This window comes from Janthinobacterium rivuli (assembly GCF_029690045.1).
Classification (GTDB): domain Bacteria; phylum Pseudomonadota; class Gammaproteobacteria; order Burkholderiales; family Burkholderiaceae_D; genus Janthinobacterium; species Janthinobacterium rivuli.
In genome coordinates, this window is the sequence record NZ_CP121464.1 from 2,994,774 (window position 1) to 3,020,036 (window position 25,263).

20 protein-coding genes and 2 riboswitches are annotated in these 25,263 nt (G+C 62.3%); of the genes, 10 read left to right on the plus strand and 10 right to left on the minus strand.

The window, feature by feature from the left end; all coding sequences use genetic code 11:
- Nucleotides 1-11: 11 nt before the first annotated feature.
- A complete protein-coding gene (locus P9875_RS13790) occupies nucleotides 12-1,649 on the plus strand; it encodes a methyl-accepting chemotaxis protein (RefSeq protein ID WP_278318702.1) in 1,638 nt (545 codons plus the stop codon).
- Here P9875_RS13790 and P9875_RS13795 read toward each other — a convergent pair.
- From P9875_RS13795 to mgtA, 3 genes are read right to left on the minus strand one after another with little or no spacing between them, the layout of a single operon-like run.
- The gene (locus tag P9875_RS13795) at nucleotides 1,646-2,158 is read right to left on the minus strand and encodes a ribonuclease HI family protein (protein WP_278318703.1); all 513 of its coding nucleotides are present in this window, start codon (nucleotides 2,156-2,158) and stop codon (nucleotides 1,646-1,648) included. The genes P9875_RS13790 and P9875_RS13795 overlap by 4 nt on opposite strands.
- Complete coding sequence (locus P9875_RS13800; RefSeq protein WP_278318704.1) at nucleotides 2,155-2,496, minus strand: DUF6677 family protein; 342 nt, start codon at nucleotides 2,494-2,496, stop codon at nucleotides 2,155-2,157. The genes P9875_RS13795 and P9875_RS13800 overlap by 4 nt, the downstream gene beginning before the upstream one ends.
- Before the next feature lie 36 nt (nucleotides 2,497-2,532).
- A complete protein-coding gene (gene mgtA / locus P9875_RS13805) occupies nucleotides 2,533-5,217 on the minus strand; it encodes a magnesium-translocating P-type ATPase (RefSeq protein WP_099402265.1) in 2,685 nt (894 codons plus the stop codon).
- A gap of 474 nt (nucleotides 5,218-5,691) precedes the next feature.
- Between mgtA and P9875_RS13810 the strand changes: the two genes are divergently transcribed.
- Nucleotides 5,692-6,045, plus strand: a complete 354-nt coding sequence (locus P9875_RS13810) for a hypothetical protein (RefSeq protein ID WP_278318705.1) — start codon at nucleotides 5,692-5,694, stop codon at nucleotides 6,043-6,045.
- Nucleotides 6,046-6,103: 58 nt separating this feature from the next.
- Here the strand turns inward: P9875_RS13810 and P9875_RS13815 are convergent, their stop codons facing one another.
- Both P9875_RS13815 and P9875_RS13820 read right to left on the minus strand, forming a co-directional pair.
- A complete protein-coding gene (locus tag P9875_RS13815) occupies nucleotides 6,104-6,715 on the minus strand; it encodes a TetR/AcrR family transcriptional regulator (RefSeq protein WP_278318706.1) in 612 nt (203 codons plus the stop codon).
- Nucleotides 6,716-6,737: 22 nt separating this feature from the next.
- Complete coding sequence (locus P9875_RS13820) at nucleotides 6,738-7,955, minus strand: Bcr/CflA family efflux MFS transporter (RefSeq protein ID WP_278318707.1); 1,218 nt, start codon at nucleotides 7,953-7,955, stop codon at nucleotides 6,738-6,740.
- 146 nt (nucleotides 7,956-8,101) lie between these two features.
- On the opposite strand from P9875_RS13820, the gene P9875_RS13825 reads away from it, so the two are divergent.
- Nucleotides 8,102-8,260, plus strand: coding sequence for a hypothetical protein (locus P9875_RS13825; RefSeq protein WP_278318708.1), 159 nt, complete (start codon nucleotides 8,102-8,104; stop codon nucleotides 8,258-8,260).
- A gap of 159 nt (nucleotides 8,261-8,419) precedes the next feature.
- Here P9875_RS13825 and gcvP read toward each other — a convergent pair whose 3' ends face one another.
- The 3 genes from gcvP to gcvT all read right to left on the minus strand — a co-directional run bounded on the left by gcvP (nucleotide 8,420) and on the right by gcvT (nucleotide 13,011).
- Nucleotides 8,420-11,320, minus strand: a complete 2,901-nt coding sequence (gene gcvP / locus P9875_RS13830; protein WP_278318709.1) for an aminomethyl-transferring glycine dehydrogenase — start codon at nucleotides 11,318-11,320, stop codon at nucleotides 8,420-8,422.
- A 118-nt stretch (nucleotides 11,321-11,438) separates the two neighbouring features.
- Nucleotides 11,439-11,819, minus strand: a complete 381-nt coding sequence (gcvH, locus tag P9875_RS13835; RefSeq protein ID WP_035818129.1) for a glycine cleavage system protein GcvH — start codon at nucleotides 11,817-11,819, stop codon at nucleotides 11,439-11,441.
- A gap of 70 nt (nucleotides 11,820-11,889) precedes the next feature.
- A complete protein-coding gene (gene gcvT / locus P9875_RS13840; RefSeq protein ID WP_035818131.1) occupies nucleotides 11,890-13,011 on the minus strand; it encodes a glycine cleavage system aminomethyltransferase GcvT in 1,122 nt (373 codons plus the stop codon).
- Between the two features lie 74 nt (nucleotides 13,012-13,085).
- A riboswitch (glycine riboswitch) is annotated at nucleotides 13,086-13,191 on the minus strand.
- A 27-nt stretch (nucleotides 13,192-13,218) separates the two neighbouring features.
- Nucleotides 13,219-13,305: riboswitch (glycine riboswitch) on the minus strand.
- 169 nt (nucleotides 13,306-13,474) lie between these two features.
- Here gcvT and P9875_RS13845 point away from each other — a divergent pair.
- The 7 genes from P9875_RS13845 (at nucleotide 13,475) to def (ending at nucleotide 23,510) form a co-directional block, all read left to right on the plus strand.
- Nucleotides 13,475-14,047 (plus strand): ATP-dependent Clp protease proteolytic subunit, encoded by a 573-nt coding sequence (locus tag P9875_RS13845; RefSeq protein ID WP_035826947.1) that lies wholly within the window; start codon nucleotides 13,475-13,477, stop codon nucleotides 14,045-14,047.
- Between the two features lie 145 nt (nucleotides 14,048-14,192).
- On the plus strand, nucleotides 14,193-14,828 hold the full coding sequence (locus P9875_RS13850) for a phosphatase PAP2 family protein (RefSeq protein WP_278318710.1): 636 nt from the start codon (nucleotides 14,193-14,195) through the stop codon (nucleotides 14,826-14,828).
- A 176-nt stretch (nucleotides 14,829-15,004) separates the two neighbouring features.
- The gene (gene smc, locus P9875_RS13855) at nucleotides 15,005-18,532 is read left to right on the plus strand and encodes a chromosome segregation protein SMC (protein WP_278318711.1); all 3,528 of its coding nucleotides are present in this window, start codon (nucleotides 15,005-15,007) and stop codon (nucleotides 18,530-18,532) included.
- Complete coding sequence (locus P9875_RS13860) at nucleotides 18,529-19,692, plus strand: cell division protein ZipA C-terminal FtsZ-binding domain-containing protein (RefSeq protein WP_278318712.1); 1,164 nt, start codon at nucleotides 18,529-18,531, stop codon at nucleotides 19,690-19,692. Before smc ends, P9875_RS13860 begins: the two co-directional genes overlap by 4 nt.
- A 14-nt stretch (nucleotides 19,693-19,706) precedes the next feature.
- The gene (gene ligA / locus P9875_RS13865; protein WP_278318713.1) at nucleotides 19,707-22,058 is read left to right on the plus strand and encodes an NAD-dependent DNA ligase LigA; all 2,352 of its coding nucleotides are present in this window, start codon (nucleotides 19,707-19,709) and stop codon (nucleotides 22,056-22,058) included.
- Nucleotides 22,059-22,083: 25 nt separating this feature from the next.
- Nucleotides 22,084-22,977, plus strand: coding sequence for a UTP--glucose-1-phosphate uridylyltransferase GalU (galU, locus tag P9875_RS13870; protein ID WP_278318714.1), 894 nt, complete (start codon nucleotides 22,084-22,086; stop codon nucleotides 22,975-22,977).
- Nucleotides 22,974-23,510, plus strand: a complete 537-nt coding sequence (def, locus tag P9875_RS13875; protein ID WP_034752265.1) for a peptide deformylase — start codon at nucleotides 22,974-22,976, stop codon at nucleotides 23,508-23,510. Before galU ends, def begins: the two co-directional genes overlap by 4 nt.
- Nucleotides 23,511-23,588: 78 nt before the next feature.
- Here the strand turns inward: def and P9875_RS13880 are convergent, their stop codons facing one another.
- On the minus strand, nucleotides 23,589-24,353 hold the full coding sequence (locus P9875_RS13880) for a flagellar brake protein (RefSeq protein ID WP_099379869.1): 765 nt from the start codon (nucleotides 24,351-24,353) through the stop codon (nucleotides 23,589-23,591).
- 134 nt (nucleotides 24,354-24,487) lie between these two features.
- On the minus strand, nucleotides 24,488-25,237 hold the full coding sequence (locus tag P9875_RS13885) for a pseudouridine synthase (protein ID WP_278318715.1): 750 nt from the start codon (nucleotides 25,235-25,237) through the stop codon (nucleotides 24,488-24,490).
- Between the last annotated feature and the right edge of the window lie 26 nt (nucleotides 25,238-25,263).

Sequence of the window (25,263 nt, forward strand, 5' to 3'; positions counted from 1 at the left end):
AGGATATTCACATGAATTTGTTAAGAAACGTCAGTATTGGTGTGCGCCTCGGCCTGGGTTTTGCCGTGATTTTGCTGTTTTCCATGCTCATCACCGGCATCAGCGTGTGGCGTTTGCATGACGTGGCCACGGCCACGCGCACCATGATGGAATTGCCGCTGACGAAGGAACGCTATATTTCCGACTGGTACGCGAAAATCGACAGCGGCGTGCGCCGCACCACGGCCATCGCGCGCAGCAGCGACACGACCTTGGGCGCGTATTTTGCGGAAGAAGCCAAGCAATCGTCCGTCGTCTCGGGCGAATTGCAAAAGAAAATCGAAGCCTTGATTTCCAGCCCGGAAGAAAAAGAACTGTTCCGCCTGGTGAGCGAACAGCGCAAGGTCTACCTCGATTCGCGCGCGCAAGTGTCGAAGCTGAAGGCGGATGGACAGGAAGCGGAAGCGGAGCAGGCTTTCCAGGGCATCTTCGTGCCTGGTTCGACGAAATACCTGAAAGTGGTCAACGACATGCTGCAGCACCAGCGCGCCAGCATCGATAAAACCGCGCGCGAGATCGACGAGGTCGCCAAGACGAGCCGCAACTTGCTGCTGACTCTGGCCGTGCTGGCGCTGGGTTTTGGCGTCGTGTGCGCCTGGTTGTTGACGATGGGCATCGTGCGTCCCTTGCGCACGGCCGTGGACATCGCCCGCAAGGTGGCTGATGGCGACTTGACGGCGCAGATCGACGCCAGCGCCAAGGATGAGACGGGCCAACTCTTGCTGGCTCTGAAGGACATGAACACGAGCCTGCTCAACATCGTGGGCGAAGTGCGCAGCGGCACGGACAGCATCGCCACGTCGTCGACGCAAATTGCCGCCGGCAACCAGGACCTGTCTTCCCGCACGGAAGAGCAGGCCGGTTCCTTGGAAGAAACTGCGTCGTCGATGGAAGAATTGACCAGCACCGTGAAACAGAATGCGGACAATGCGCGCCAGGCGAATCAATTGGCGGCCTCGGCGGCGCAAGTGGCTGTCAAGGGCGGTGAAGTCGTGGCGCAAGTGGTGGGCACGATGGAATCGATCAACGCTTCGTCGAACAAGATCGTCGACATCATTTCCGTGATCGACGGCATCGCCTTCCAGACGAATATCCTGGCCTTGAACGCGGCCGTGGAAGCGGCGCGCGCAGGTGAACAGGGACGTGGTTTTGCCGTCGTGGCGTCCGAAGTTCGCAATCTGGCCCAGCGTTCCGCTTCTGCCGCGAAAGAGATCAAAACCCTGATCGGCGCGTCCGTGGAGCAAGTCAACGCGGGCAGCATGCTGGTGGCGCAAGCCGGTTCGACCATGACCGACATCGTCGACAGCGTACAGCGCGTGAGCGACATCATCACGGAAATCACGGCAGCGAGCAGCGAGCAAAGCGTGGGCATCGACGAGATCAACCGCGCCATCGGCCAGATGGATGCCGTCACGCAGCAAAATGCGGCCCTGGTGGAAGAGTCGGCGGCGGCCGCCGAATCGATGCAGCACCAGGCGCATAACCTGGCGCAAGTCGTCAGCGTCTTTAAACTGAACGGGCAGCAGGCCAGTGTCAGCGGTTTGAAGGGCGCCAAGCGTCCTGCGGCCAAGGCACAGCAAGAAGCATTGCGGATCGGCCGCGCTGCTTAATCTTCTTCTACCCAGCCGCTAATCGCCAGCTGGGACAGCCGGTCCGCCTCGCCATTCCTGTGGCGAGGAATCCAGCGCAAGCTCACATCCGTGAATTGTTCCAGCAGGGCCACTACGGTGGCCCTTTGCGTTTCCAGTCCCTTGGCGCCGACCGGCGTCGTTCCCAGCACGTCGTTGATCACCACCTGGCTGTCGCCGAACAGCAGCAATTGCACGGGCTGCGGGCGCACCTTGAGTGCCGCTTGCAGCACGGCCGTCAGGGCCGCGTATTCCGCGTCGCTGCTGCTGCCATAGCCAGCCGACTCGCTTACCTCGATGCGTTCGCCGTTCGGCCCCAGCAGCAGTGCGCCTATGCCCAGCTTGCCCGGATTCGGATGGGCTGAGCCGTCGAACCAGCCGCGCCAGGCCAGCGGGCCGCCATGGTCCTGGCGGCTGAGCGCCAGCTGCGCGCGGCGCGCCTGCATCCTGGCTTCCTTGCGCAGTTTGCGCGCGACTGCTTCCGTCGTCATGGCTTGATCAGGAAGGTGTCGACGAGGCTGCCTATCCAGCACGCCGCCAGCACACCCACGGCCACCGTCATGGCGGGCCCGTCATTGGCAGACAGGGCATCGACTTTTTCCACGATCAGCTGCACGTCGAGGGGCAGGGCGCCGCTGTCGATCTGTGCCATTACCTGGTCTAAACGTGCCATGATCTGGCGCAATACGAGTATCAGCGCCACCAGGGCCGGCACGAGGAAGAGGCAGCCGCGCGCCTTGCGTTTCAATACAAAATGCCCGCTGCCGGGGAAGACGAGGGCCGACAACAGCAGGGCAAGATTACGTTTGGAAAGGGAAGAGCCGCTCATGCGCGCCTTTTGTAGGGGAAAGAGCGGCTCATCATACTATTGCCAGCCGAATTTGCGCAGATACACGCGTTTCATGAACGTCGTCAGCACCGTGTAGCACACGAGGATGCCCAGCAGCCAGGGGAAATAGCCCAGCGGCAAGGCTTGCAGCTTGAAGTAGGTCGCCAGCGGTCCCATCGGCAGGAACACGCCCACGGCCATGATAAGGGTCGTGGCCACCAGCAGGGGCACGGACGCAATGCTGTCGATGAAGGGCAGCTTGGGCGTACGGATCAGGTGCACGATCAGGGTTTGCGTCAAGAGTCCCACGACGAACCAGCCGGACTGGAACAGCGTCTGCTGCTCAGGCGTGTTCGCGCCAAACACATGCCACATCAGGATAAAAGTGCTGATGTCGAAGATCGAGCTGATGGGGCCGAAGAAGACCATGAAGCGGCCGATGTCGCGCGGGTTCCAGCTCAGAGGCTGCTGGATTAGCTCGGCATCCACATTGTCGAAGGGAATGGCGATCTGCGACACGTCATACAACAGGTTTTGCACCAGCAAGTGCAGCGGCAGCATCGGCAAAAACGGCAAGAAGGCGCTGGCCACCAGTACGGAAAACACATTGCCGAAGTTCGAACTGGCCGTCATGCGTATGTATTTGAGCATGTTGCTGAAGGTGCGCCGGCCTTCCAGCACGCCTTCTTCCAGCACCATCAGGCTTTTTTCCAGCAGGATGATGTCGGCCGCTTCCTTGGCGATATCGACGGCCGAATCGACGGAAATGCCGATGTCGGCCGCGCGCAGGGCGGGCGCGTCGTTGATGCCGTCGCCCATGAAGCCGACGATGTGGCCATTGCCGCGCAGGGCGCGCACGAGGCGCTCCTTGTGCAGCGGGCTGAGCTTGGCAAACACGGTGTTGTCTTCGGCCGCTTGCGCCAGGGTGGCGTCGTCCATGTCGTCCAGTTGCGGGCCTTGCAGCACGCCATGCACGGCCAGACCCACTTCGCGGCAAATCTTCGCCGTCACCAGGTGGTTGTCGCCCGTCAAGACTTTCACGGTGACGCCATGTTCCGCCAGCGCGCGCAGGGCGGGCGCCGTCGATTCCTTCGGCGGATCGAGAAACGCCACATAACCGATCAGGGTCAGCGCCGTTTCATCGGCCACGCCATACACGGTTTTATGGGGCGGCACTTCCTTGACGGCCACGGCGACCACTCTTAGCCCTTCCGCGTTCAGGCCATGCGTGGTGTCCAGCACCTTGGCCAGCAGGGCAGGATCGAGGGGAATGTTCACGCCGCCCAGGCGCAATTGGCTGCAGGCGGCGAGGATTTCCTCGACGGCGCCCTTGCAGATCAGTTCATGGTGATCATTCTTTTCGGACACGACGACGGACATGCGGCGGCGCACGAAATCAAACGGGATTTCATCGACTTTCACGTAATCGCGGGCCAGCTGCATTTCCGTCTGCAATTCCACGTGGTCGAGCACGGCGCGATCGAGCAGGTTTTTCAGGCCCGTCTGGTAGTGGCTGTTCAGATACGCGAATTGCAGCACTTCATCGGATGGCTGGCCGAACACGTCCGTATGGCGCTCGAGCACGATCTTGTCCTGCGTCAAGGTGCCCGTCTTGTCCGTGCACAACACGTCCATGGCGCCGAAGTTCTGGATGGCGTCCAGGCGTTTCACGACGACTTTCTTTTTCGACAGTTTCACGGCGCCCTTGGCCAGGGTGCTGGTGACGATCATGGGCAGCATTTCCGGCGTCAGGCCCACGGCGACCGACAGGGCGAACAGGAACGCTTCCATCCAGTCGCCCTTGGTCCAGCCATTGATCAGGAACACGAGTGGCGCCATCACGAGAGCGAAGCGGATCAAGAGCCAGCTGACGCTGTTGACGCCCGCTTCGAACGCCGTTGGCGTGCGCTCGGTAGCCGTCACTCTCGTGGCGATGGTGCCGAAATAGGTGCGGTTGCCGGTCGCCAGGACCAGCGCCGTGGCCGCGCCCGAAATCACGTTCGTGCCCATGAACAGCAAATTGGCCAGTTCCATCGGATCGCGGCCAGCGCTGTCGGCCAGCTCGGCCATCTTTTCCACCGGCAAGGACTCGCCCGTCATGGCTGCCTGGCTGACGAACAGGTCTTTCGCACTGAGCAGTCGGCAATCGGCGGGGATCATGTCGCCGGCCGACAGCACGATGATGTCGCCCTGCACCAACTGGCGGATCGGCAGCTCGATCTGCTGGCCATTGCGCAGCACGGTGGCTGTGTTGCTGACCATGGCTTTCAGACGCTCGGCAGCCCGGTTCGAGCGGCCTTCCTGCACGAAGCGCAGCAGGGTCGACAGGATCACCATGGTGCCGATGACGATGGTCGCCTTCGGGTCTTCCGTCAGGTAGGACACGATGGCCAGCACCGTGAGCAGCAGGTTGAACGGATTTTTGTAGCACAGCCACAGGTGCTGGTACCAGGCCAGCGGTTTTTCATGCTCGACCTCGTTCGGGCCCGTTTGCGCGCCGATCACTTGCGCCTCTGCATCGCGCAAGCCTTCGGCCCGCGTGTGCAGGCGGTTCAGCGCGCTGTCCAGGTCTTCATGGGCGGCGGCCAGCAGCTGGCGCGCCAGGTGGTCGGGCACGGGGCGGGCCGTGCTGTTTTCCAGCGGCATGGCGCGACGGCGGAAGTGGCCGGCCGTATGGCGCTTGCGCAGGAACGATTCGAATAAGCGGGTGAAGAGATTCATGGCTCTTCCTTTCACGACGAGGTGTTGACGGGCGGCGCAGCCGCAGGCAAGACTTGCGTGCCGCCAGCACGCATGGCAAAGCATGGCGCTGGCGGGCAATCCGGGTCAGTAGCCGGTCGCGATCGGAAAGAGGGAGGGGGCGCGCAACCGGACTGGCCGCGCGAGACACCGCACCTTGCTCAGCAAGGCACGGAGGAAAGAGAGTTCCGCGTTGCTTGCTGTTTAGCTGCCGAGGCAATCACCGATACAAGATCGGCTACTGTCACTAGAACAAGTACCCACGTGGGACTCCGTAAATGAATAATGAGGGCATCTTATGGATGGGCTGCCCAGGTGTCAACTGAAGAAATCTTAGGTTTCCAAAGTGTAATGTGACAATCTGTGATTTTTTGCCGTTTGGCAATCCATTATGCTTGAGTACGCTGATTGGCTGGAAGTAGCCACGGTAAACTCTATGCAAATACAGAAAAACACATGTCTATGGAATTGATCGTTGGGGCGATAATAGTCGGCCTTGTCGTCATCTTCTTTGTCGGCAAGCACTTTTCTAAAAAGCGGCCCAAAGAAACACATTTCGAATGTGCCCGTTGCGGTACGCTTGCATGCCACACCGATCGAACGATTGAAGCCTGGTGCAACAACAAAACCACGTTCTTCTGTCAGTCCTGCCATATCAAATGGCTACATGCCAGGACGCCACGCGAGCGTGAGCGCGGCACTTCTCCTGCGGGTTCCAGACCGGGATCCAGATCAGGATGTCTTGGCGTTGTTGTGCTGTTTGCCGTCGTTCCGCTTGCTGGCTTGATACTGGTGCACGCGTATGCCTGACCCAGTTTTCGCGCAGTGAGCCTCGCCGAAAATCATGTGGCCTCCACCTTATGCCGCATCAGGCCGTTTGCGCCGCCATCGCCAGCGAATCGGACAATATCTGCCATAGCGCAGCGTGACGCTGCTGCAGCGCGGCGCCACCCGCATAGATCAACTCCACATGCAGGCTGTCGACGATGCCCAGGTAGGCTTGAGCATACAGCTCGACGCGCTGCGGCGGCAGGGATGGCGCCATGCGACTCAGGCTGGACACGTAATGCCGCTGCAATTGCGCCAGCAAGGCTTCGTAGCCCGTGCCGACTTCGATGCGCAGGGGCGCTGGCGGCAAATACGCCGTGCGCAGCAAAAAGCGCAAATGGGCCGACTCCGCGTAGCGCTGCGCCATGCGGTCGCAGTACACGGCGCCAGCTTGCTGGCCGCCGGGCGCCGCCAGCGCCGACTCGTCGGCGAAGCAACTGTCCATGAAGGCTTGCTCTTCAGCCAGCGCGTCGGCAAACACGTCCAGAAACAGGGCGTCCTTGCCGGCGAAATGCGAATACAGCGAAGCCTTGCGCATGCCCGCCTGCGCGGCGATGTCGCTGAGGGACGACGCATCGTAGCCGTGCTCCGAAAAGTGCACGACGGCGACGGCACAGATGTTATCGGCCGAAGCCGAGCGTTTTTTCATCATTGGGGTGAGAGTGGGTGAGGCGTCAGTGCGCTCCCAGGCTGCTGGCATGGACCGGATGGACGCGCGCAGTGGCCAGGGTCAGCCATGATACCAGCAGGCCGGCCACGGTCAAGAACAGCAGCCATGGCAACGGCCCCCGTTCGGACAGGCTGGCCGCCAGCGGCGTGGCCAGGGACGACAAGCTCATCTGGATGGCGCCCAGCAGGGCGGCCGTGGAACCGAGCGCGCGCTGCTGGGAAACCATGGCCATGGCCATCAGCGCCGCTTCCGCGATGCCCAGGCCGAACAGGGCTACGAACATGCCCGGCACGACGGCCGTTATTCCCCCTCCCGCCCAGGCACCGAGCAATGCCAGTCCAGCGCCGCCCAGCATGGCCACGCTGCCCGCCACGCTCAGGCGTGCCACGCCATGCTTTTCCACCAGGCGGGCGCTGGCCATCGCGCCCAGCAGCACGGCCACGCCCGTGGCGCCAAAGACCAGGCCGAAATTGCTGGCGGACAGGCCGAAATCGCGCTGGTACACGAGCGATGCGCCGCCGATATACGCAAACAGGAAAAAGAAAGCGGCGGACAGGGCCAGCGCGGGCAGCAGGAAGGCGCGGTCCAGTGCGATGCGCGCATAGGTGCGGTGCATGCCTTGCGGTGAAACGCGCTTCTTCAGCGGCAAGGTTTCCGGTAGGAACAGCGCGCTATTGAGCAGGGTCAACACACCCAGCGCGGCCAGGGCCAGCATCACGGCGCGCCAACCGTAGTGCGCGTCGAGCAAGCCGCCCACGGCCGGCGCCAGCACGGGCGCCAGGCCGACGATGGTCATCAGGAGGGCAAACAGCCGCGCCGCCTGCACGCCATCGGCCACGTCGCGCACCATGCCCATCACTACGACCAGGGTCAGCGCCGCGCCCAGGCCTTGTACCAGCCGCGCCAGCAGCAGGGTGCTCAATTGATCCGCCTGCGACGCCCAGGCGGCCGCAAGTATATACACGACGATGCCGGCCAAGAGCGGACGGCGTCGGCCCAGCATGTCGGTCAGCGGCCCGCACAGCAGCTGCCCGCCGCCCAGGGCCAGCAGGAAGACGGTCAGGCTCAGTTGCACGTTCGCATACGAGGTGTGCAGCTCGCGCGCCATGGCGGGCATCGAGGCCAGATACATGTCGATGCCGGCCGGACCGAGCACGGCCACGAGGGCCAGGGAAGCCGCCAGCCCAAGACTGGCGGCGGGGAGAGTGGTTTGCTGCTGCATTGCGCTTCCTTCGTGTCGTCAAAAAAACGGGGCATGGACGCCGCCGTGTTTTTTATTGTACACTTACTGCCTACCGGTAGGTAGCTTGCTCAATCAATGAAAAGGATGAGAACGATGAAAAAAGAATCAATGGCGGGAAAGCTGGCATGACGGAAGTGGGAATTGCGCTCAGCGGCGTGGCCGTGGCGCTGCTGTTTGCCGCCTGGAGTTCGCACCGCGCCCGCTGCGAACGGCGCGATGTCATGTTGCTGACGATGCTGAGTACCGTGCTGGGGCTGCCCGGCGCGGTCTTGCTGGCGTTGTAGGTCGGATTAGCGTAGCGTAATCCGACAACATTGTTGGCGAGGCCGGTGGTGGTGTCGGATTACGCGCTCACGCGCTAATCCGACCTACGATGAAAGAAGGCAGGCCGTGTGGCCTGCCTTCTTGTCGTCGACACGCCCGCCGAAGCGGGCGCGTGGCGCTTACTCTTCTTCGTACGAACTGATCGGAGCACAGCCGCAGAACAGGTTGCGGTCGCCGTACACGTTGTCGGCGCGGCCGACCGGTGGCCAGTATTTGCGCTGGCGCAGCGAGGCGACCGGGTAGGCGGCGATCTCACGGCTGTACTTGCGTTCCCAGTTGTCCGACATCAGCACCTGCGCCGTGTGCGGCGCGTTTTTCAATGGGTTGTCGTCGTGGTCGAATTCGCCGCTGGCGACCTTGGCGATTTCCGCGCGGATGGCGATCATGGCGTCGATGAAGCGGTCGATTTCCACTTTCGATTCGCTTTCCGTCGGCTCGATCATCAGGGTGCCCGGCACGGGGAAGCTCATGGTCGGCGCATGGAAACCGAAGTCCATCAAACGCTTGGCCACGTCTTCGTTGCTGATGCCGGTGGCGTCCGTGATCGGGCGCAGGTCCAGGATGCATTCGTGCGCGACCAGGCCGTCGTGGCCCGAGTACAGCACGGGATAGTGCGGCGCCAGGCGGCGGGCGATGTAGTTCGCCGCCAGAATCGCCGTCTCGGTCGCTGCGGTCAAGCCCTCTGCGCCCATCATGGCGATGTACATCCACGAAATCGGCAGGATGCTGGCCGAGCCGAATGGCGCGGCGCTGACGGCGCCGATGCCGGCGGCGTCACGTTGGTAGCCGGAGGAACGCTGGTTCGGCAGGAATTTCGCCAGGTGGGCGCCCACGCCGATCGGGCCGACGCCTGGTCCGCCACCACCGTGCGGGATGCAGAAGGTTTTGTGCAGGTTCAGGTGCGACACGTCGCCGCCAAACGAGCCGGGAGCGGCCACGCCGACCAGCGCATTCATGTTGGCGCCGTCGATGTAGACCTGGCCGCCGTGCGCGTGGATGATCTCGCACAGTTCCTGGATGCCTTCTTCAAACACGCCGTGGGTGGATGGGTAGGTGACCATCACGCAAGCGAGGTTGGCGCTGTGCTTTTCCGCTTTCGCTTTCAGGTCGGCCAGGTCCACGTTGCCGTTGGCGTCGCAGCTGGTGACGACGACCTGCATGCCGACCATATTGGCCGATGCGGGGTTGGTGCCGTGCGCCGACGAGGGAATCAGGCAGATGTTGCGGTGGCCTTCGCCGCGCGACTCGTGATACGCCTTGATCACCAGCAGACCCGCGTATTCACCCTGCGAGCCGGCGTTCGGCTGCAGCGAGACGGCCGCGTAGCCCGTCAGCGCGCACAGCATTTCTTCCAGTTGCGAGATCATTTCGCGGTAGCCGACCGTTTGCGCATCCGGCGCGAACGGGTGGATGTTCGAGAACTCGGGCCAGGTGACGGGAATCATTTCGCTCGTCGCGTTCAGCTTCATGGTGCACGAGCCGAGCGGGATCATGGTGCGGTCCAGCGCCAGGTCCTTGTCGGCCAGGCTGCGCAGGTAGCGCAGCATTTCGTGTTCCGAGTGGTAGCTGTTGAATACCGGGTGCGTCAGGTAGGCGCTTTCACGCGCCAGATTCGCCGGCAGCGCGCTGGTCACGGCCGCTTCAACGGCGTCCAGGTCCGGGGCGGCAGGCGCGTTGACCAGGCCGTGCGCGAACACTTTCCACAGCAACGCGATATCGTCGCGCGTGGTGGTTTCATCGAGCGACACGCCGACATGGGTGTTGTCGATCTTGCGCAGGTTGACGCCGTGGTGCATGGCCGTCGCGTGCAGTTGCGCCGCATCGGCCACGTTGATGGTCAGGGTGTCGAAGTAGCTGGCGTTGACGACGCCATAACCGAGGGTCTTCAGGTTGGCGGCCAGCACGCCCGTAAAGCGGTGCACGCGCTGGGCGATCTGCAGCAGGCCGGCAGGGCCGTGGTAGACAGCGTACATCGAGGCCATCACGGCCAGCAGCACTTGCGCCGTGCAGATATTCGACGTCGCTTTTTCGCGGCGGATGTGCTGTTCGCGCGTTTGCAGGGCCAGACGATACGCCTTGTTGCCTTGCGCATCGACGGTCACGCCGACCAGGCGGCCCGACATATTGCGCTTGAATTCATCGCGCGTGGACAGGAAGCCCGCGTGCGGGCCGCCGAAACCGAGCGGCACGCCGAAGCGCTGGCTGTTGCCGACGACGACGTCGGCGCCCCATTCGCCCGGAGGCGTCAGCATGGTCAGGGCCAGCAGGTCGGCCGCGACGATGACCATGGCGCCATTCGCGTGCAGTTTTTCCACGCCGGCGCGGTAGTCGCGGACTAAACCGTTCACGCCAGGGTATTGCAGCAGCACGCCGAAGCAGGCGTCCAGCGACTCAATCTCCGCCGGGTCGAAGGTGCGCACGTCGATGCCGATCGGCTGGGCGCGCGTCTGCACCACTTCCAGCGTTTGCGGCAGCACGTCATTGGCGACGTACAGCACGTTCGACTTCGACTTGCCCACGCGCTGGATCAGGGTCATCGCTTCGGCGGCGGCCGTGCCTTCGTCCAGCATCGAGGCGTTCGAGATGCCCATGCCGGTCAGGTCCGTGATCACTTGCTGGAAGTTCAGGATCGCTTCCAGGCGGCCTTGCGAAATCTCCGGCTGGTAAGGCGTGTACGCCGTGTACCAGGCCGGGTTTTCAAAGATGTTGCGCAGCACGACGCCAGGGGTGAACGTGTTGTAGTAGCCCTGGCCGATCAGGGATTTGAGCACCTGGTTCTTGCCGGCGATGGCTTTCAGGCGCGACAGCGCTTCCTGTTCCGGCATCGGCTGCGAGTAAGCACCCAATGGCAGGGCGCCCTTGTTGCGGATGTTGGCCGGCACCAGGGCGTCGATCAGCGCGGCGCGCGATGGATAGCCGAGGGTCGCCAGCATGGCTTGCTGTTCGGTGGCGGAAGGGCCGATGTGGCGGGCGATGAAGGCATCGCGTGCTTCGAGTTGGGTCAGGCTGGTGCGGGTCATGATATAGAGGCCAAAAAAGACTGAAAAACCGGGATGCGGCGCGCGGGCGCGGCGGCGGGGCATAGCTACAAAATTAAATGCAAACGGGCCGCAAACGCGGCCCGTGAGTCAAACGCGATTAGGCGCTGGTGGTGGCGCCATAGGCGGCAGCGTCGAGCAAGCCGTCCAGGGCCGACACGTCGGCTGGCTTGATCTTGAACAGCCAGTTGGCGTAGGCGTCGGCATTGATCGACTCGGGCGAGTTGACCACGTCGTCGTTGACGGCCACGACTTCGCCGGCGATCGGCGCGTAGATGTCGCTCGCTGCCTTGACCGATTCCACCACGGCGGCGTCGTCGCCGGCGCCGTAGGTATTGCCCACGGTTGGCAGTTCGACGAAGACGATGTCGCCCAGGGCGTCCTGCGCGTACTCGGTGATGCCGACGGTGATCGTGCCGTCGCCTTCAAGGCGTACCCATTCGTGGGAAGCGGTGTACTTCAGGTCTGCAGGAATGTTCATGTGTGGCTCCAGATGGTAAGTGTTCGTTATTGATTATGGTTGTACGGTCTTGCGGGCGGCTCTAATACGCTTACGCAGCCAGGATTTTACCGTTACGCACGAAAGGCAGCTTGACGACCGAAGCGGCCAGTTGCTTGCCGCGGATTTCCACGTGCACGCTGTCGCCTACCGCTACGCCGTTGGGCACGCGCGCCAGGGCGATCGCTTCCTGCATGGTCGGGCTGAAGGTGCCGCTGGTGATTTCGCCCGTGGCGTCATTGCCGGCGATGATGACTTTCTGGTGGGCGCGCAGCACGCCGCCTTTTTCACGCAGGATCAGGCCGACGAATTGCGCGTTCTGGCCCTTGGCCAGCAGGGCAGCCTTGCCGATGAAGTCGCGCTCGCTGACCAGGTCGATGGTCCACGCCAGGCCCGCGTCGAGCGGGTTGACGGTTTCGTCCATGTCCTGGCCGTACAGATTCATGCCCGCTTCCAGGCGCAGGGTGTCGCGCGCGCCCAGGCCGGCCGGCTTGACGCCGGCGGCGATCAAGGCGTTCCACAGCGCTTCCACCTGGGTGGCGGCCACGCCGATTTCAAAGCCGTCTTCGCCCGTGTAGCCGGTGCGCGCCAGCATCACTTCGCCGAAAGCCGTGTCCTTGACGATGACGACATTGAACGGTTTGATGGCTTCGGAGGCGGCTTGCGTTTCCGGCAGCACTTGCCATACCTTGGCGCGCGCGTTCGGGCCTTGTACGGCGACGAGGGCCATCGGATCGTTGGCATTGCGGCGTTCGGTGATCGTCAGGCCGCTGCTGGTGGCGGTGTTTTGCTGCTGCATCCAGGCCACGTCTTTTTCAGCCGTGCCCGCGTTGACGACGAGGCGGAACCAGTTTTCGTTGAAGAAGTAGACGATCAGGTCATCGATGACGGTGCCTTCGGCATTCAACATGCACGAGTACAGCGCCTTGCCCGACACTTGCAGCTTGTCAACATTGTTGGCCAGCAAGCCGCGCAGGAAGGCGCGCACGTTCGGGCCTTCGATATCGACCACGCACATATGGGACACGTCGAACATGCCGGCATCGCCGCGCACGGCGTTGTGTTCTTCGATTTGCGAGCCGTAGTTGACAGGCATGTCCCAGCCGCCGAAATCGACCATGCGGGCGCCGAGGGCACGGTGGGCGTTGTTGAGTGGGGTCGCTTTGAGCGTCATGGATTCCTCGGGACGAAGGTAATAGGGGAGTTAACAAAACATAGAATAGCCAAACACGGCTTTCCAGCGTGATCACTGACCCCCCTGTCCTTTGTACCTGAGAGATTACGGGGGCTTGCCCCGTGCGCCCCTTCGGTGGGCCGCCGGCAATAGCCGCGGCCGCTCTCCAGAGTTGAGCTAAAGATGTCGCCAAAGCAACAACTTCAGTCCGCCTGATCGGTCCTTTTGCCTGAGAGTTTTTGGGTAGTGCCCCTTCGGCGGCAACGCTGGGTTGCCCTCTCCCGATCAAGTGGGAGGAATATATGCCAGCAGGGTGTTTCTGTCAATCTGAAAAGACGTTGCCAAATTGCAGCAAAAGCCCCGGTTTGCGGGGCTGGCAGGGGCGCTGGCCCGTTGCAAAAGGGCGCCCGGCCGCGCGGGAATGCGCTATGATGAAATCCTGGCTTTCTTGCGGGTGCCTGCCATGAACACTACACAAAGCGAGACGCAAAACAACACCGAGCAGCACGGTTACTTTACTCTCTCGGGCGACGTCAACAGCGATATGGTACGGCGCGTCTTCAACGCCGTGGCCGACATCACGGAAGACAAGCTCACCACCGCGCACATTTTGATACAGTCCAACGGCGGCTATGTCAGCGATGGCATCTGTCTGTACAACTTTCTCAGCAAGTTGCCGCTCGACATCGTCACCTATAACGCGGGCGCCGTGGCCTCCATCGCCGTCACCCTGTTCCTGGCGGGGCGGCGCCGCCATGCCAGCGACACGGCCCGCTTCATGGTGCACAAGTCGCATGCGACAGCTTCGCCCGGTTCGCGCCCCGATGCGCTCAGCATCATCGTCGAGGGCTTGCGCGCCGATGACATGCGCACCGAGCGCATCCTGCGCGGCCACGTCAACCTGACGGAAGAGCAGTGGCAGGTGCACGCGTATTCCGACCTGCACCTGACGGCCGACCAGGCGCTGGAAGTGGGCATGATCGAATCGATCCGCGACTTTGCGCCGCCCAAGGGCAGGCGCCTGACGAATATCTGACGCCATCAGGCTGTCCAGGCGGATGGTGTTGGCGTGGGAATTTTGTAATCGAATGTAATTCTTCGCTGCAGCACAGCAAAAGCCGCGCGGAACAGGGCAGAGTCGTGGCATAGTGCAAGCTGATCATGAAATAAGCGCGTGCACGATGACTTGGTGGAATGGGATTTCTTTTGCGGCCGACATGTCCGTGATGGGGCCGGCTGGCGTGGCGATCGCCCTGTGGCTGCTCGTCTCGCGCCAATGGCGTCTGGTGCTCAGCTGGAGCTTGTGGTATGGCGGCGGCCTGGCCCTCGTGGTGCTGTCCAAGCTGGCCTTCATGAGCTGGGGCGTGGGCAGCAGCGCGCTCGATTTTACGGGTTTCAGCGGCCACGCCATGCGCGCCGGCGCCGTGTTTCCCGTGCTGATGTACGTGTTGTTGCAGCGGGCCGAACCGCGCTGGCGCCATGCCGGCGTGCTCGTCGGCGTGGCCTTTGCCGTGCTGGTGGCCATCTCGCGCGTGGTCGTGCATGCGCACAGCGTGTCGGAAGCCGTCAGCGGCTGTGTGCTGGGCCTGGCGCTGGCGCTGGGCTTTATGTGGAATGCCCGCGGCGCCGTCCATTTTGCCGTCAGCCATGCGCTGGCACTGGCCAGTCTGGTGCTGATGGTGGTGCTCAGCTTCAAGGCCGAACCCATGCCGACCGAGCAATGGCTGCAAAAACTGGCCCTGGTGTTGTCCGGTCATGAGCGTGTTTTTTCCCGTGAAGACTGGAAACTGGCGCAGGATGCCCATCCAGCCCCTTAGGATGGTGCCGGCTGGCACTTGACGCTGCTGTTTTTGGCCAGAAAAGTATCAGGAAATGGTATGATGAACCACTTTTTTGCGGTGAGTGGCCAGGCCTCCACCGTGCACCTGAACTGAGTATGAACCGGGTTCACCCATAATATAACCGCCAGCATAGGCCAGGAACTCTAAAACACGTGCGTCTCTCTTCCATCAAGTTGTCGGGATTTAAGTCTTTCGTCGATCCCACCAATTTCCAGGTGCCAGGCCAGCTCGTGGGCGTGGTCGGGCCGAATGGCTGCGGCAAGTCGAACATCATCGACGCCGTGCGCTGGGTGCTGGGCGAATCGAAAGCATCTGAATTGCGCGGCGAATCGATGCAGGACGTCATTTTCAATGGCTCCACCCACCGCAAGCCAGCCGGGCGCGCTTCCGTGGAACTGGTGTTCGACAATAACGATGGCAAGGCGTCCGGCCAATGGGGCCAGTACGCCGAGATCGCCGTCAAGCGCACCCTGACGCGCGACGGCACCTCCACCTATTACATCAATGGCCAGCCCGTGCGCCGGCGCGACATCCAGGATATTTTCCTCGGCACCGGCCTTGGCCCGCGCGCCTACGCCATCATCGGCCAGGGCATGATTTCGCGCATCATCGAATCGCGCCCCGAAGAATTGCGCGTCTTCCTCGAAGAAGCGGCAGGTGTCTCCAAATACAAGGAACGCCGCCGCGAGACGGAAAACCGCCTGCAGGACACGCGCGAGAATTTGCTGCGCGTGGAAGACATCTTGCGCGAACTCAATGCCAACCTGGAAAAGCTGGAAGCGCAGGCGGCCGTGGCCACGCGTTTCCACGCCTTGCAGGCGGACCAGGAAGAAAAGCAGAAACTCTTGTGGCTGCTGCGCAAGAACGAGGCGCAAAACGAGCAGACGCGCTATTTCCGCGAAGTGGAGCAGGCGCAGACGGATCTGGAAGAACAGACGGCCAAGCTGCGCAACGTGGAACTGACGCTAGAGCAGATGCGCCAGGCGCACTTTGCCGTGGGCGACCGTTTGCATACGGCGCAGGGTCATCTGTACCAGACGAATGCGGAAATCGGCAGCCTGGAAGCGCAGATCAAGTTCGTCATCGAATCGCGCGCCCGCTTGCAGGCACAGCTGGCGACCCTGACGGCCCAGCGCGACCAGTGGAACAGCCAAGGCGGCGAATACCAGGAACAGATCGAAGAGGCGGAATTCCACCTCGAAGAGCTGGCCGCGAAGGTGGAGCAATCGCAAATGATGGCCGAGCAGAAGGGCGAGCAATTGCCCGAGCTCGACGCCGCCTGGCGCGCCGCGCAAAACAAGAGCACGGAATCGCGCGCCCGAATCATGCAGGCCCAGCAGCAGCTGGAACTGGAGTCGGCGCACCAGCGCAACGCCTCGAACATCCTGGCCAGCCTGCTCACGCGCCGCGAGCGCCTGCAGCAGGAAAAGAACAGCCTGAGTTTGCCCGACAGCAGCCACCTGGAAAACCTGAAACTGCAGCTGGAAGAAAAGCAGCAGACGCTGGAAGAGCAGGGTTTTTACCTGGAAGAAGCGCTGGAGCAGCAACCGAAGCTGGAGCAGGAGCGGGCCGAGGCGCAGGCGCAGGTGAATGCCGAAACGGCCGCCAACGCCCAGCTGGAAGCGCGTCTTTCCGCTTTGAAACAATTGCAGGAACGGGTGCAAACCCAGGGCAAGGTCCAGCCGTGGCTGAAAAAGCACGAGCTCGACACCTTGCCGCGCCTGTGGCAAAAGCTGCAGATCGAAGCGGGCTGGGAAGCGGCCATGGAATCGATCTTGCGCGAACGCACGTCGGCCTTGCAACTGTCGAACATCGACTGGGCCAAGGCCTTCTTTGCCGACGCGCCACCGGCCAAGCTGGCCCTGTACGCGCCTTCCACCGTGGCGCCGTTGCCGCAGCCGGAAGTGCCGGGCCTCAAGCCTTTCCTGAACTTATTGAAACTCAATGATCCGGGCTTGCGCGGCTTGCTGCAGGATTGGCTGTACAACGCCTACGCCGTGGAAGACGCGGCCGAAGCCTTGCTTGAACGCGCAAAATTGCCGCCGGGCGGCTATTTCGTCACCCGCGCGGGCCACGTGGTCACGGCCACCAGCGTGCGCTTCTATGCAGCCGATTCGGAGCAGGAAGGCATGCTGGGCCGCCAGCAGGAAATCGAGAATATCGGCAAACAGTTGCGCGCCCAGCAATTGCTGGCCGAAGAGGCGCGCGCCCGTTCCGTGCGGGCCGACGCGGCCGTGGCTACCCTGACGCGCAACCTGTCCGATTTGCGCCTGCGCATCCAGCAACTGACATCGTCCGTGCATACCCTGCAGCTGGATGTGGTGAAACTGTCGGAAGTGGAAGCGCGTTTTAGTCAGCGCAGCACGCAGATCGGCGCGGACCTGGCGGAAATTGCCGCGCAGGAAGCGGAGCAGATGCAGACCAAGCTGGAATCGGAAGAAAAATTCGAACAGCTGGACATGGAGCTGGGCAACCTGCAGGAAGCGCACGAAGACGGCCATACGGACTTCCTGCAGAAGGAACAGCGTCTGGCCGAGGCGCGCGAAGCCTTGCGTGACCTGGAACGCGCCGCCAAAGATACGGAATACGCGGAAAAAGCCCACCGCGCGAAGATCGAGGAATTGCGCCGCAATATCGCCACGGCCAGTACGCAAGCCCAGCAAGTGACGGCCAGCCTGCAGGCGGGCGAACTCGAGCTGGCCAACCTGGAAAGCGGCGCGGCGGCCGATGGCTTGCAGGACCTGTTAGAACGCCGCACCACGCAGGAGCGGGCGCTGGCGGACGCGCGCCACGAACTGGACCAGATTACGCAGCAGCTGCGCCTGTCCGAAGATGCGCGCACGCAATCGGAACGCAGCTTGCAGCCGCAGCGCGACAAGATCATGGAAATGCAGCTCAAGGAGCAGGCCGCGCGCCTGAACCAGGAGCAATTCGCCCAGCAATTGCTGGAGTCGGGCGCCGACGAGGCTGCGTTGACGGAAAAGTTGCACCCGGACATGCGTCCATCGTATCTGCAGGGCGAAGTCACGCGTTTGACGAACGCCATCACGGGCCTGGGCGCCGTCAACCTGGCCGCGCTGGACGAGCTGGCACAGGCGTCCGAGCGCAAGAATTTCCTCGATGCCCAGAATGCCGACCTGACGGAAGCGATCAATACCCTGGAAGACGCGATCCACAAGATCGACAAGGAAACGCGCGACTTGCTGCAAGACACGTTTGACAAGGTCAATCATCACTTTTCCGAGCTGTTCCCGATTCTGTTCGGCGGCGGCCAGGCGAAACTGACCATGACGGGCGACGAGATTCTCGATTCCGGTGTACAAGTCATGGCGCAGCCTCCCGGCAAGAAAAATGCCACCATCCACCTGTTGTCCGGTGGAGAGAAGGCGCTGACCGCGACCGCATTGGTGTTCTCCATGTTCCGCCTGAATCCGGCGCCGTTCTGCCTGCTCGACGAAGTCGATGCACCGCTGGACGATTCGAACACGGAACGCTTCTGCCGCATGGTCAAGCGCATGTCCGACCAGACCCAATTCCTTTTCATTTCGCATAACAAGATTGCGATGGAAATGGCCCATCAATTGATCGGTGTGACGATGCAGGAGCAGGGCGTATCGCGCATCGTGGCGGTGGACATGGAGTCCGCCGCAAATTTTGCAACCGAGGCACAAGCAGCATGACAGACCTTCAAATTACCTTGTTCGGCGCCGGCGGCGTCTTTATCGTCGGCGTTTTTTCGTACAACAAATGGCAGGAATACAAGGCCAAGAAAAGCGTGGAACGGGCCTTTTCCACCGACCACGACGACGTGCTGATGCGCGAGGGCGACGCCCCCGCGGTCGAAGCCCAGGAACCCGTGCTGCGCCAGGAGCCGCGCTTTGACGCGGCGCCCGCCGCCAAGGCCGAACCGTCGTTTGGCGCAGCGCCTGCCGCCGCCGTGCCGGACTTTCCGGTGCATGCGGAACCGTCGCTGGCCGATGCCGATCCTGTCCCTGCCAGCCCTGCCGCGCCGGCGCAGCAGGAAGTCAGCGCCGCCAGCGAACAGGCGACCAGCCTGGTCGACCCGCTCATCGATTGCCTGCTGCCTTTGTCGCTGGAAGCGCCCGTGCGCGGCGACAAGATATTGCCCGTGCTGCAAACCCTGCGCCTGGTGGGCAACAAGCCTGTCCACTTCATCGGTTTGCACGTGAATGGCGACTGGGAACCGATCACGCATGGCGGTGTCTACACCAAGATGCAGGGCGGCGTGCAACTGGCCAGCCGCAGCACGGCCCTGAATGAACTCGAATACTCGGAACTGGTCACGCGCCTGCGCGGCGTGGCTGACGAGATAGGCGCCGAGCCGGAAGTGCCCGACATGATGGAAGTGATGGCCGAAGCGCGCAATCTGCACCGCTTCGTGGCCGGCCACGATGCCCAGCTGGGCGTGAACCTGCACACGAATGGCGCGCCATGGGCCATTTCCACCTTGCTGTTCGCGCTGGAAAAGCAGGGCTTCGACGTGCGTCCGGACGGCCGTTTCGTCATGCCGGACGGCGACGGCGGCTATCTGTTCTCGCTGTCGACGAATGTGACGCTGGCCGAGGAAACCACGCCGCGCCTGACCCTGCTGCTGGACGTGCCTTGCGTGGCGCCTGCGCGTGACGGTTTTGGCGCCATGGTCGCTTGCGCCAAGGCACTGGTGGGCCGCCTGGACGCGACCATCGTCGACGATTACAACCAGGCCCTGTCCGATGCGGCGCTGGCCGAGATCGCTGGCCAGGTGCAAGAGTTTTACCAGGAAATGGACGCGGCCGACATTCCGGCCGGGTCTACCCGCGCCCTGCGTTTATTTAGCTGAAGAATCTCGCAACAATGACTGATCCGATCAACCAGGACGCCGCCCAGCGCGTCCTGGATCTCACCGCCGAACTTAATCGGCACCTGCACGCCTACCACGTGCTCGACAATCCCACCATTCCCGACGCCGAGTACGACAAGCTGTTCGTCGAACTGCAAACGCTGGAAACGGCCCATCCCGACTTGCGCACGCCCGATTCGCCTACCTTGCGCGTGGGCGCGGCGCCGTTGCCGCAATTCGAGCAAGTCACGCACACGGTGCCGATGTTGTCGCTGAACAATGGTTTCACCGACGACGATATTGTCAATTTCGACCGCCGCGTGCGCGAAGGCCTGGGCCTCGACGCGCAGGACGTCGCGTATGCGGCCGAAGTGAAATTCGACGGCCTGGCCATCAACCTGCGCTATGAAAACGGCTTGTTCGTGCAGGCGGCCACGCGCGGCGACGGCGCCACGGGCGAGGACGTGACGGCGAATATCCGCACCATTTCCGGCATCCCTTTGCGCCTGCATGGCGACAAGATTCCCGCACTGCTCGACGTACGCGGCGAAGTCATGATGTTCAAGGGCGATTTTGCCCGCCTGAACGAACGCCAGCGCGAGGCGGGGCAGAAGGAATTCGCCAATCCGCGCAATGCGGCCGCTGGCAGCCTGCGCCAGCTCGATTCGCGCATCACGGCGCAGCGCAAGCTGCGTTTCTATGCCTATGGCATCGGCGCCCTCGATGGCGCCGCCATGCCGGTGTCGCATTCGGCCTTGCTGGACTGGTACGAAACCCTGGGCATCCCCGTGTCAAAAGAGCGCAAGGTGGTGCAGGGCGCGCAGGGCTTGCTTGCCTACTACGCCGATATCGGCGCACGCCGTCCCGCCTTGCCGTATGAAATCGACGGCGTGGTCTACAAGGTGAACGCGACGGAAGACCAGCAGGAGCTGGGCTTTGTGTCGCGCGCGCCACGCTTTGCGCTGGCGCACAAATTTCCCGCCGAAGAGGCGCTGACGCAGGTGCTGGGCATCGATATTCAGGTGGGCCGCACGGGCGCCATGACGCCCGTGGCGCGCCTGGCGCCCGTGTCCGTGGGCGGCGTGACGGTGACGAACGCCACCTTGCACAATGAAGATGAAGTGCTGCGCAAGGATGTGCGCGTGGGCGATACCGTCGTCGTGCGCCGCGCCGGCGACGTCATCCCCGAAGTGCTGAGCGTGGTGCTGGAAAAACGTTTGGCGCCGGCGCCGCTGCCGTTCAAGATGCTGGAAGCGTGTCCCGTGTGCGGCTCGCACGTGGTGCGCGAAGAGGGCGAGGCGATTGCCCGCTGCTCGGGTGGCCTGTTCTGCTCGGCGCAGCGCAAGGAAGCGTTCCGCCATTTCGCGGGACGGCGCATGATGGATATCGAAGGCCTGGGGGAACGTTATATCGATACCCTGGTCGAACTGGAATACGTGCATGGCCTCGCTGACCTGTACAGCCTGACCCTGGATAAATTGCTGGAAATGAAAGTGCGCGCCGATGAGCGCGATGGTTCGACGCCAGAGACAGTGCAACAAGGCAAGATTCCCACCAAGTGGGCGGAAAACCTGCTGGCCGGCATCGAGGCGAGCAAGCGCCCGCCGCTCGAGCGTTTCCTGTTCGCGCTGGGCATCCGCCACGTGGGCGAATCGACGGCCAAGACCTTGGCCGAGTGGCTGGGCAGTCTGGCCTATGTGCGCAAAGCGCCGGCGGCTTTGCTGCGCGTGCTGCCCGACATCGGCGGCACCGTGGCGGAGTCGATCGCCGACTTCTTTGCCGAGGAAAAGAACCTGCAGGCGCTGCAGGCTTTGCTCGATGCCGGTGTCACGCCGCAAGGCGAACATGCGCCCAGCGCCAAGCTGCGCACGCAGCTCGAGGAAATCAAATTGCTGGCAGCCATCGGCATCCCGAAGCTGACGGAGCCGCGCAGCAAGCAGCTGGTGGAGCGGGGCGTGACCCTGGCCAGCCTGGCCGCGCAAGGCGCCAGCTTCCACGCTGGCTTGCCCGCCGCCGTGGCCGAAGCGCTGGCGCAATGGCTGGCCGATGAGAGCAATGTCAAGCTGCTGGTTCAACTGGACGCCCTGCGCAATGAATTACTGTCACAATTACCTGAAATGCCAGCCGCTGGCGGCAAGCTGGACGGCAAGACCTTTGTTCTGACGGGCACCTTGCCCAATATGAGCCGCGACGAGGCCGCGGAGCTGATCGAGGCGGCTGGTGGCAAGGTCAGCGGTTCTGTATCGAAGAAGACAGGCTATGTCGTGGCCGGTTCTGACGCTGGCAGCAAGCTGGCCAAGGCGCAGGAACTGGGCGTGGCCATCCTCGACGAGGCTGGCTTGCTGGCCCTGTTGGCGCAGGACTAACCATTCAACATACTACAAAAGACCCATGAAAAAAATCAGAAAAGCAGTCTTTCCCGTCGCCGGCCTGGGCAGCCGTTTCTTGCCCGCGACCAAGGCGCAACCGAAGGAAATGTTGCCCATCGTCGACAAGCCATTGATCCAGTACGCGGTGGAAGAAGCCGTGGCGGCCGGCATCACGGAAATGATCTTCATCACGGGCCGCAACAAGCGCGCCATCGAAGACCATTTCGATACGGCTTACGAGCTCGAGTCGGAACTGGAAGCGGCTGGCAAGCGCCAATTGCTCGACATGGTGCAAAACGTCATTCCCAAGCACATCAATTGCATTTACATCCGCCAGTCGGCGCCGCTGGGCCTGGGGCATGCCGTGCTGTGCGCCCGTCCCGTGATCGGCGACGAGCCGTTTGCCGTCTTGCTGGCCGACGACTTCATGGATGTGGAAGAGGGTGTACGCCCCGTGCTGGCGCAGATGACCGATGTCTTCCAGTATGAAAATTGCTCGCTGCTGGCGGTGCAGGATGTGCCGCGCGCGGAAACCAAGCAGTACGGTATTGTCTCGGCAAAGAATTATCAGCCCGACCTGGAACTGGTCTCGGCCATCGTGGAAAAGCCTGCGCCCGAAGAGGCGCCATCGACCCTGGCCGTGGTGGGCCGTTATGTGCTGACCAGCCGTATCTTTAGCCACCTGGAAAATATCGGCACGGGCGCCGGCGGTGAAATCCAGTTGACGGACGGCATCGCCGCCCTGATGCGCGAAGAGCGCGTGCTGGCTTACCGCTATCAGGGGCAGCGTTATGATTGCGGCTCCAAGCTTGGCTACTTGAAGGCAACGACGGCGATGGGCATGAAACACCCTGAAACGGGCGCGGCCTTCCGCACTTACCTGCAAGAACTGCAATCGGCACTGGACGCAAAATGACCGTACGTGAAATCCTCAAGATGGGCGATCCGCGCCTGCTGCGCATGGCCGAGCCCGTGCGTGAATTCGATACGCCCGAACTGCATGCCTTGATCGCCGACATGTTCGACACCATGCATGCGGCCAATGGCGCGGGCCTGGCGGCACCGCAGATCGGTGTCAACCTGCAACTGGTGATCTACGGCTTCAAGCAGAACCTGCGTTACCCTGATGCGCCGCAAGTGCCCGAAACCGTGCTGATCAACCCTGTGCTGACGCCTTTGTCGGAACGCAAGGAAGAGGGTTTCGAGGGCTGCCTGTCCGTGCCTGGCCTGCGTGGCAGCGTGCCGCGCTGGAGCGAGCTGCACTACGAAGGCGTGGACCAGTTCGGCCAGCCCATCAGCCGCGACTGCGACGGCTTCCATGCGCGCGTGGTGCAGCACGAGGTGGACCACTTGCACGGCATTCTGTATCCGATGCGTATCGTCGACTTCACGCAGTTCGGCTATACCGAGGTGATGTTCCCCGATCTCGACCCAAACGACGACGATTAGGCGCCCGATACCTGTCGACGATAAAACAATGGCCGCGCAGCATGAGCTGGGCGGCCATTTTTTATGCGTGAAGCAAACCTAGCGCACCTTGCGGCTGCTGCCCAGGTCATCGAGCAGTACTTTCAATTCATCCTGCATGGCATCCGTCAGGTTCAGGAAGCGGCAGCCGATCTGCACTTGCTCGCCCAGCAGGAAAGAGCGGAAGGTGCGCGACAGGCGGATTTCCAGGTCGGCGATCATGACCTTGTTCGGTCCCAGTTCCAGGCGCACGCGCGACAGCTTGCGCCCCACGTACAGACCGACCGTGTCGCGCGGATGGGCGCGCATGCCGATGCCGCCGGCCGAGAAATCATACAGCTGCAATTCATATGGACGCCCCTCGAGCACGAAGGCGGCCAGGTAGTACACGCCCAGCGGCGTTTCCAGGCGCGTCGATTCGCGCCGTTCCAGCACCAGGCAATGGCTGGGGAAGTTGGTCAGGTACACGTTCGGCCGCTCGGGATACGCTTCCCATTCGCCATTGATGGTAAATTGCAGCTTGGCGCTTTGCACCCACGACACAAACGTGGCGCCGCCAGGCGGCAGGGTCGCGCCCTCATTGAGTTCCAGCACGAATTGCGGCAAGTCGTCGTCCACGGACAGAATGCGCGCCATGATGACGTCTTCGCCACCCGCCGGGTAGATGGAAATGGCGTCGCCGTTGTCAGCCAGGCTGCACAGGGTTTCGCCGATATCCCACGGATCGCTCATATGGTGCGGCTTGGTGCCGGGCGCCATCGGCTCGGCCACGTCAGCCAGGCTGGGCGCGCCTTTGCGCAGGGGATTGGGGATGGGATCGTTCACGACAGCGTATCTCTTTTGTTCTAATGGGGAATAGTGTATAGGTTTAAAGCAATATTTACTAAGTAAATCACAATAATTGTTTTTATATCACTATATTCCTGTTGTAGTCTTGCATGGCACCTTGACGTCGTAGCTTAAAATTGTTCGTCCGCGCTCAGATAACGCCATTGGCCTGTCGGCAAGTCGCCCAGCTTGACCTTGCCGATGCGCACGCGTTTCAGTCCCAGCACTTTCAGGCCCACGGCTTCGCACATGCGGCGGATCTGGCGTTTCTTGCCTTCGCGCAGGGTAAAGCTCAGCTGGTCTTCATTTTGCCAGCGCACCTTGGCCGGCAGCAAAGGCTTGCCGTCGAGCCACAGGCCGTGGTTGAGCTTTTTCAGCTCGCTGTCGGGCAGGGTGCCGCCCTTGGTGTAGCTCACGCGCACCAGGTATTCCTTGTCGATATCGGTATCGTGGCCGATCAGTTGCTTGGCCACGCGCCCATCCTGCGTCAGGACCAGCAAGCCGACGGAATCGATGTCCAGGCGGCCGGCCGCCACCAGGCTGCGCAGCTGGGTCGGGTGGAACTGTTCCGGGCTGCGGTCTTCCGCCCAGCGGTTTTCCGCCTTGATCAGGGCTACGGCGGGCGTGTAGCCGTCTTCGGCCTGGCCGCTGACGTAACCGACGGGTTTGTTGATCAGCACGGTGACGCGCTTCGATTGTTCGGCCGCCGCCTGGCGTTCCACGGTGACTTTCTGGCTCGGGTAGACCTTGCTGCCCAGCTCGGACACCACCTTGCCATCCACGCGGACCCAGCCGCGGGCGATCCATTCATCGGCTTCGCGGCGGGAAGACAGGCCCAGTTCGGACATGCGTTTGGACAAGCGTAATAATTCTTCGGTCATGTTGTTTCAGTTTCAGTAAGGGTAGG

Coding starts and splice junctions, on each gene's coding strand:
- P9875_RS13790 (WP_278318702.1), top strand. CDS start 12: ATGAATTTGTTAAGAAACGTCAGTATTGGTGTGCGCCTCGGCCTGGGT.
- P9875_RS13795 (WP_278318703.1), bottom strand. CDS start 2,158: ATGACGACGGAAGCAGTCGCGCGCAAACTGCGCAAGGAAGCCAGGATG.
- P9875_RS13800 (WP_278318704.1), bottom strand. CDS start 2,496: ATGAGCGGCTCTTCCCTTTCCAAACGTAATCTTGCCCTGCTGTTGTCG.
- mgtA (WP_099402265.1), bottom strand. CDS start 5,217: ATGAATCTCTTCACCCGCTTATTCGAATCGTTCCTGCGCAAGCGCCAT.
- P9875_RS13810 (WP_278318705.1), top strand. CDS start 5,692: ATGTCTATGGAATTGATCGTTGGGGCGATAATAGTCGGCCTTGTCGTC.
- P9875_RS13815 (WP_278318706.1), bottom strand. CDS start 6,715: ATGATGAAAAAACGCTCGGCTTCGGCCGATAACATCTGTGCCGTCGCC.
- P9875_RS13820 (WP_278318707.1), bottom strand. CDS start 7,955: ATGCAGCAGCAAACCACTCTCCCCGCCGCCAGTCTTGGGCTGGCGGCT.
- P9875_RS13825 (WP_278318708.1), top strand. CDS start 8,102: ATGACGGAAGTGGGAATTGCGCTCAGCGGCGTGGCCGTGGCGCTGCTG.
- gcvP (WP_278318709.1), bottom strand. CDS start 11,320: ATGACCCGCACCAGCCTGACCCAACTCGAAGCACGCGATGCCTTCATC.
- gcvH (WP_035818129.1), bottom strand. CDS start 11,819: ATGAACATTCCTGCAGACCTGAAGTACACCGCTTCCCACGAATGGGTA.
- gcvT (WP_035818131.1), bottom strand. CDS start 13,011: ATGACGCTCAAAGCGACCCCACTCAACAACGCCCACCGTGCCCTCGGC.
- P9875_RS13845 (WP_035826947.1), top strand. CDS start 13,475: ATGAACACTACACAAAGCGAGACGCAAAACAACACCGAGCAGCACGGT.
- P9875_RS13850 (WP_278318710.1), top strand. CDS start 14,193: ATGACTTGGTGGAATGGGATTTCTTTTGCGGCCGACATGTCCGTGATG.
- P9875_RS13860 (WP_278318712.1), top strand. CDS start 18,529: ATGACAGACCTTCAAATTACCTTGTTCGGCGCCGGCGGCGTCTTTATC.
- ligA (WP_278318713.1), top strand. CDS start 19,707: ATGACTGATCCGATCAACCAGGACGCCGCCCAGCGCGTCCTGGATCTC.
- galU (WP_278318714.1), top strand. CDS start 22,084: ATGAAAAAAATCAGAAAAGCAGTCTTTCCCGTCGCCGGCCTGGGCAGC.
- def (WP_034752265.1), top strand. CDS start 22,974: ATGACCGTACGTGAAATCCTCAAGATGGGCGATCCGCGCCTGCTGCGC.
- P9875_RS13885 (WP_278318715.1), bottom strand. CDS start 25,237: ATGACCGAAGAATTATTACGCTTGTCCAAACGCATGTCCGAACTGGGC.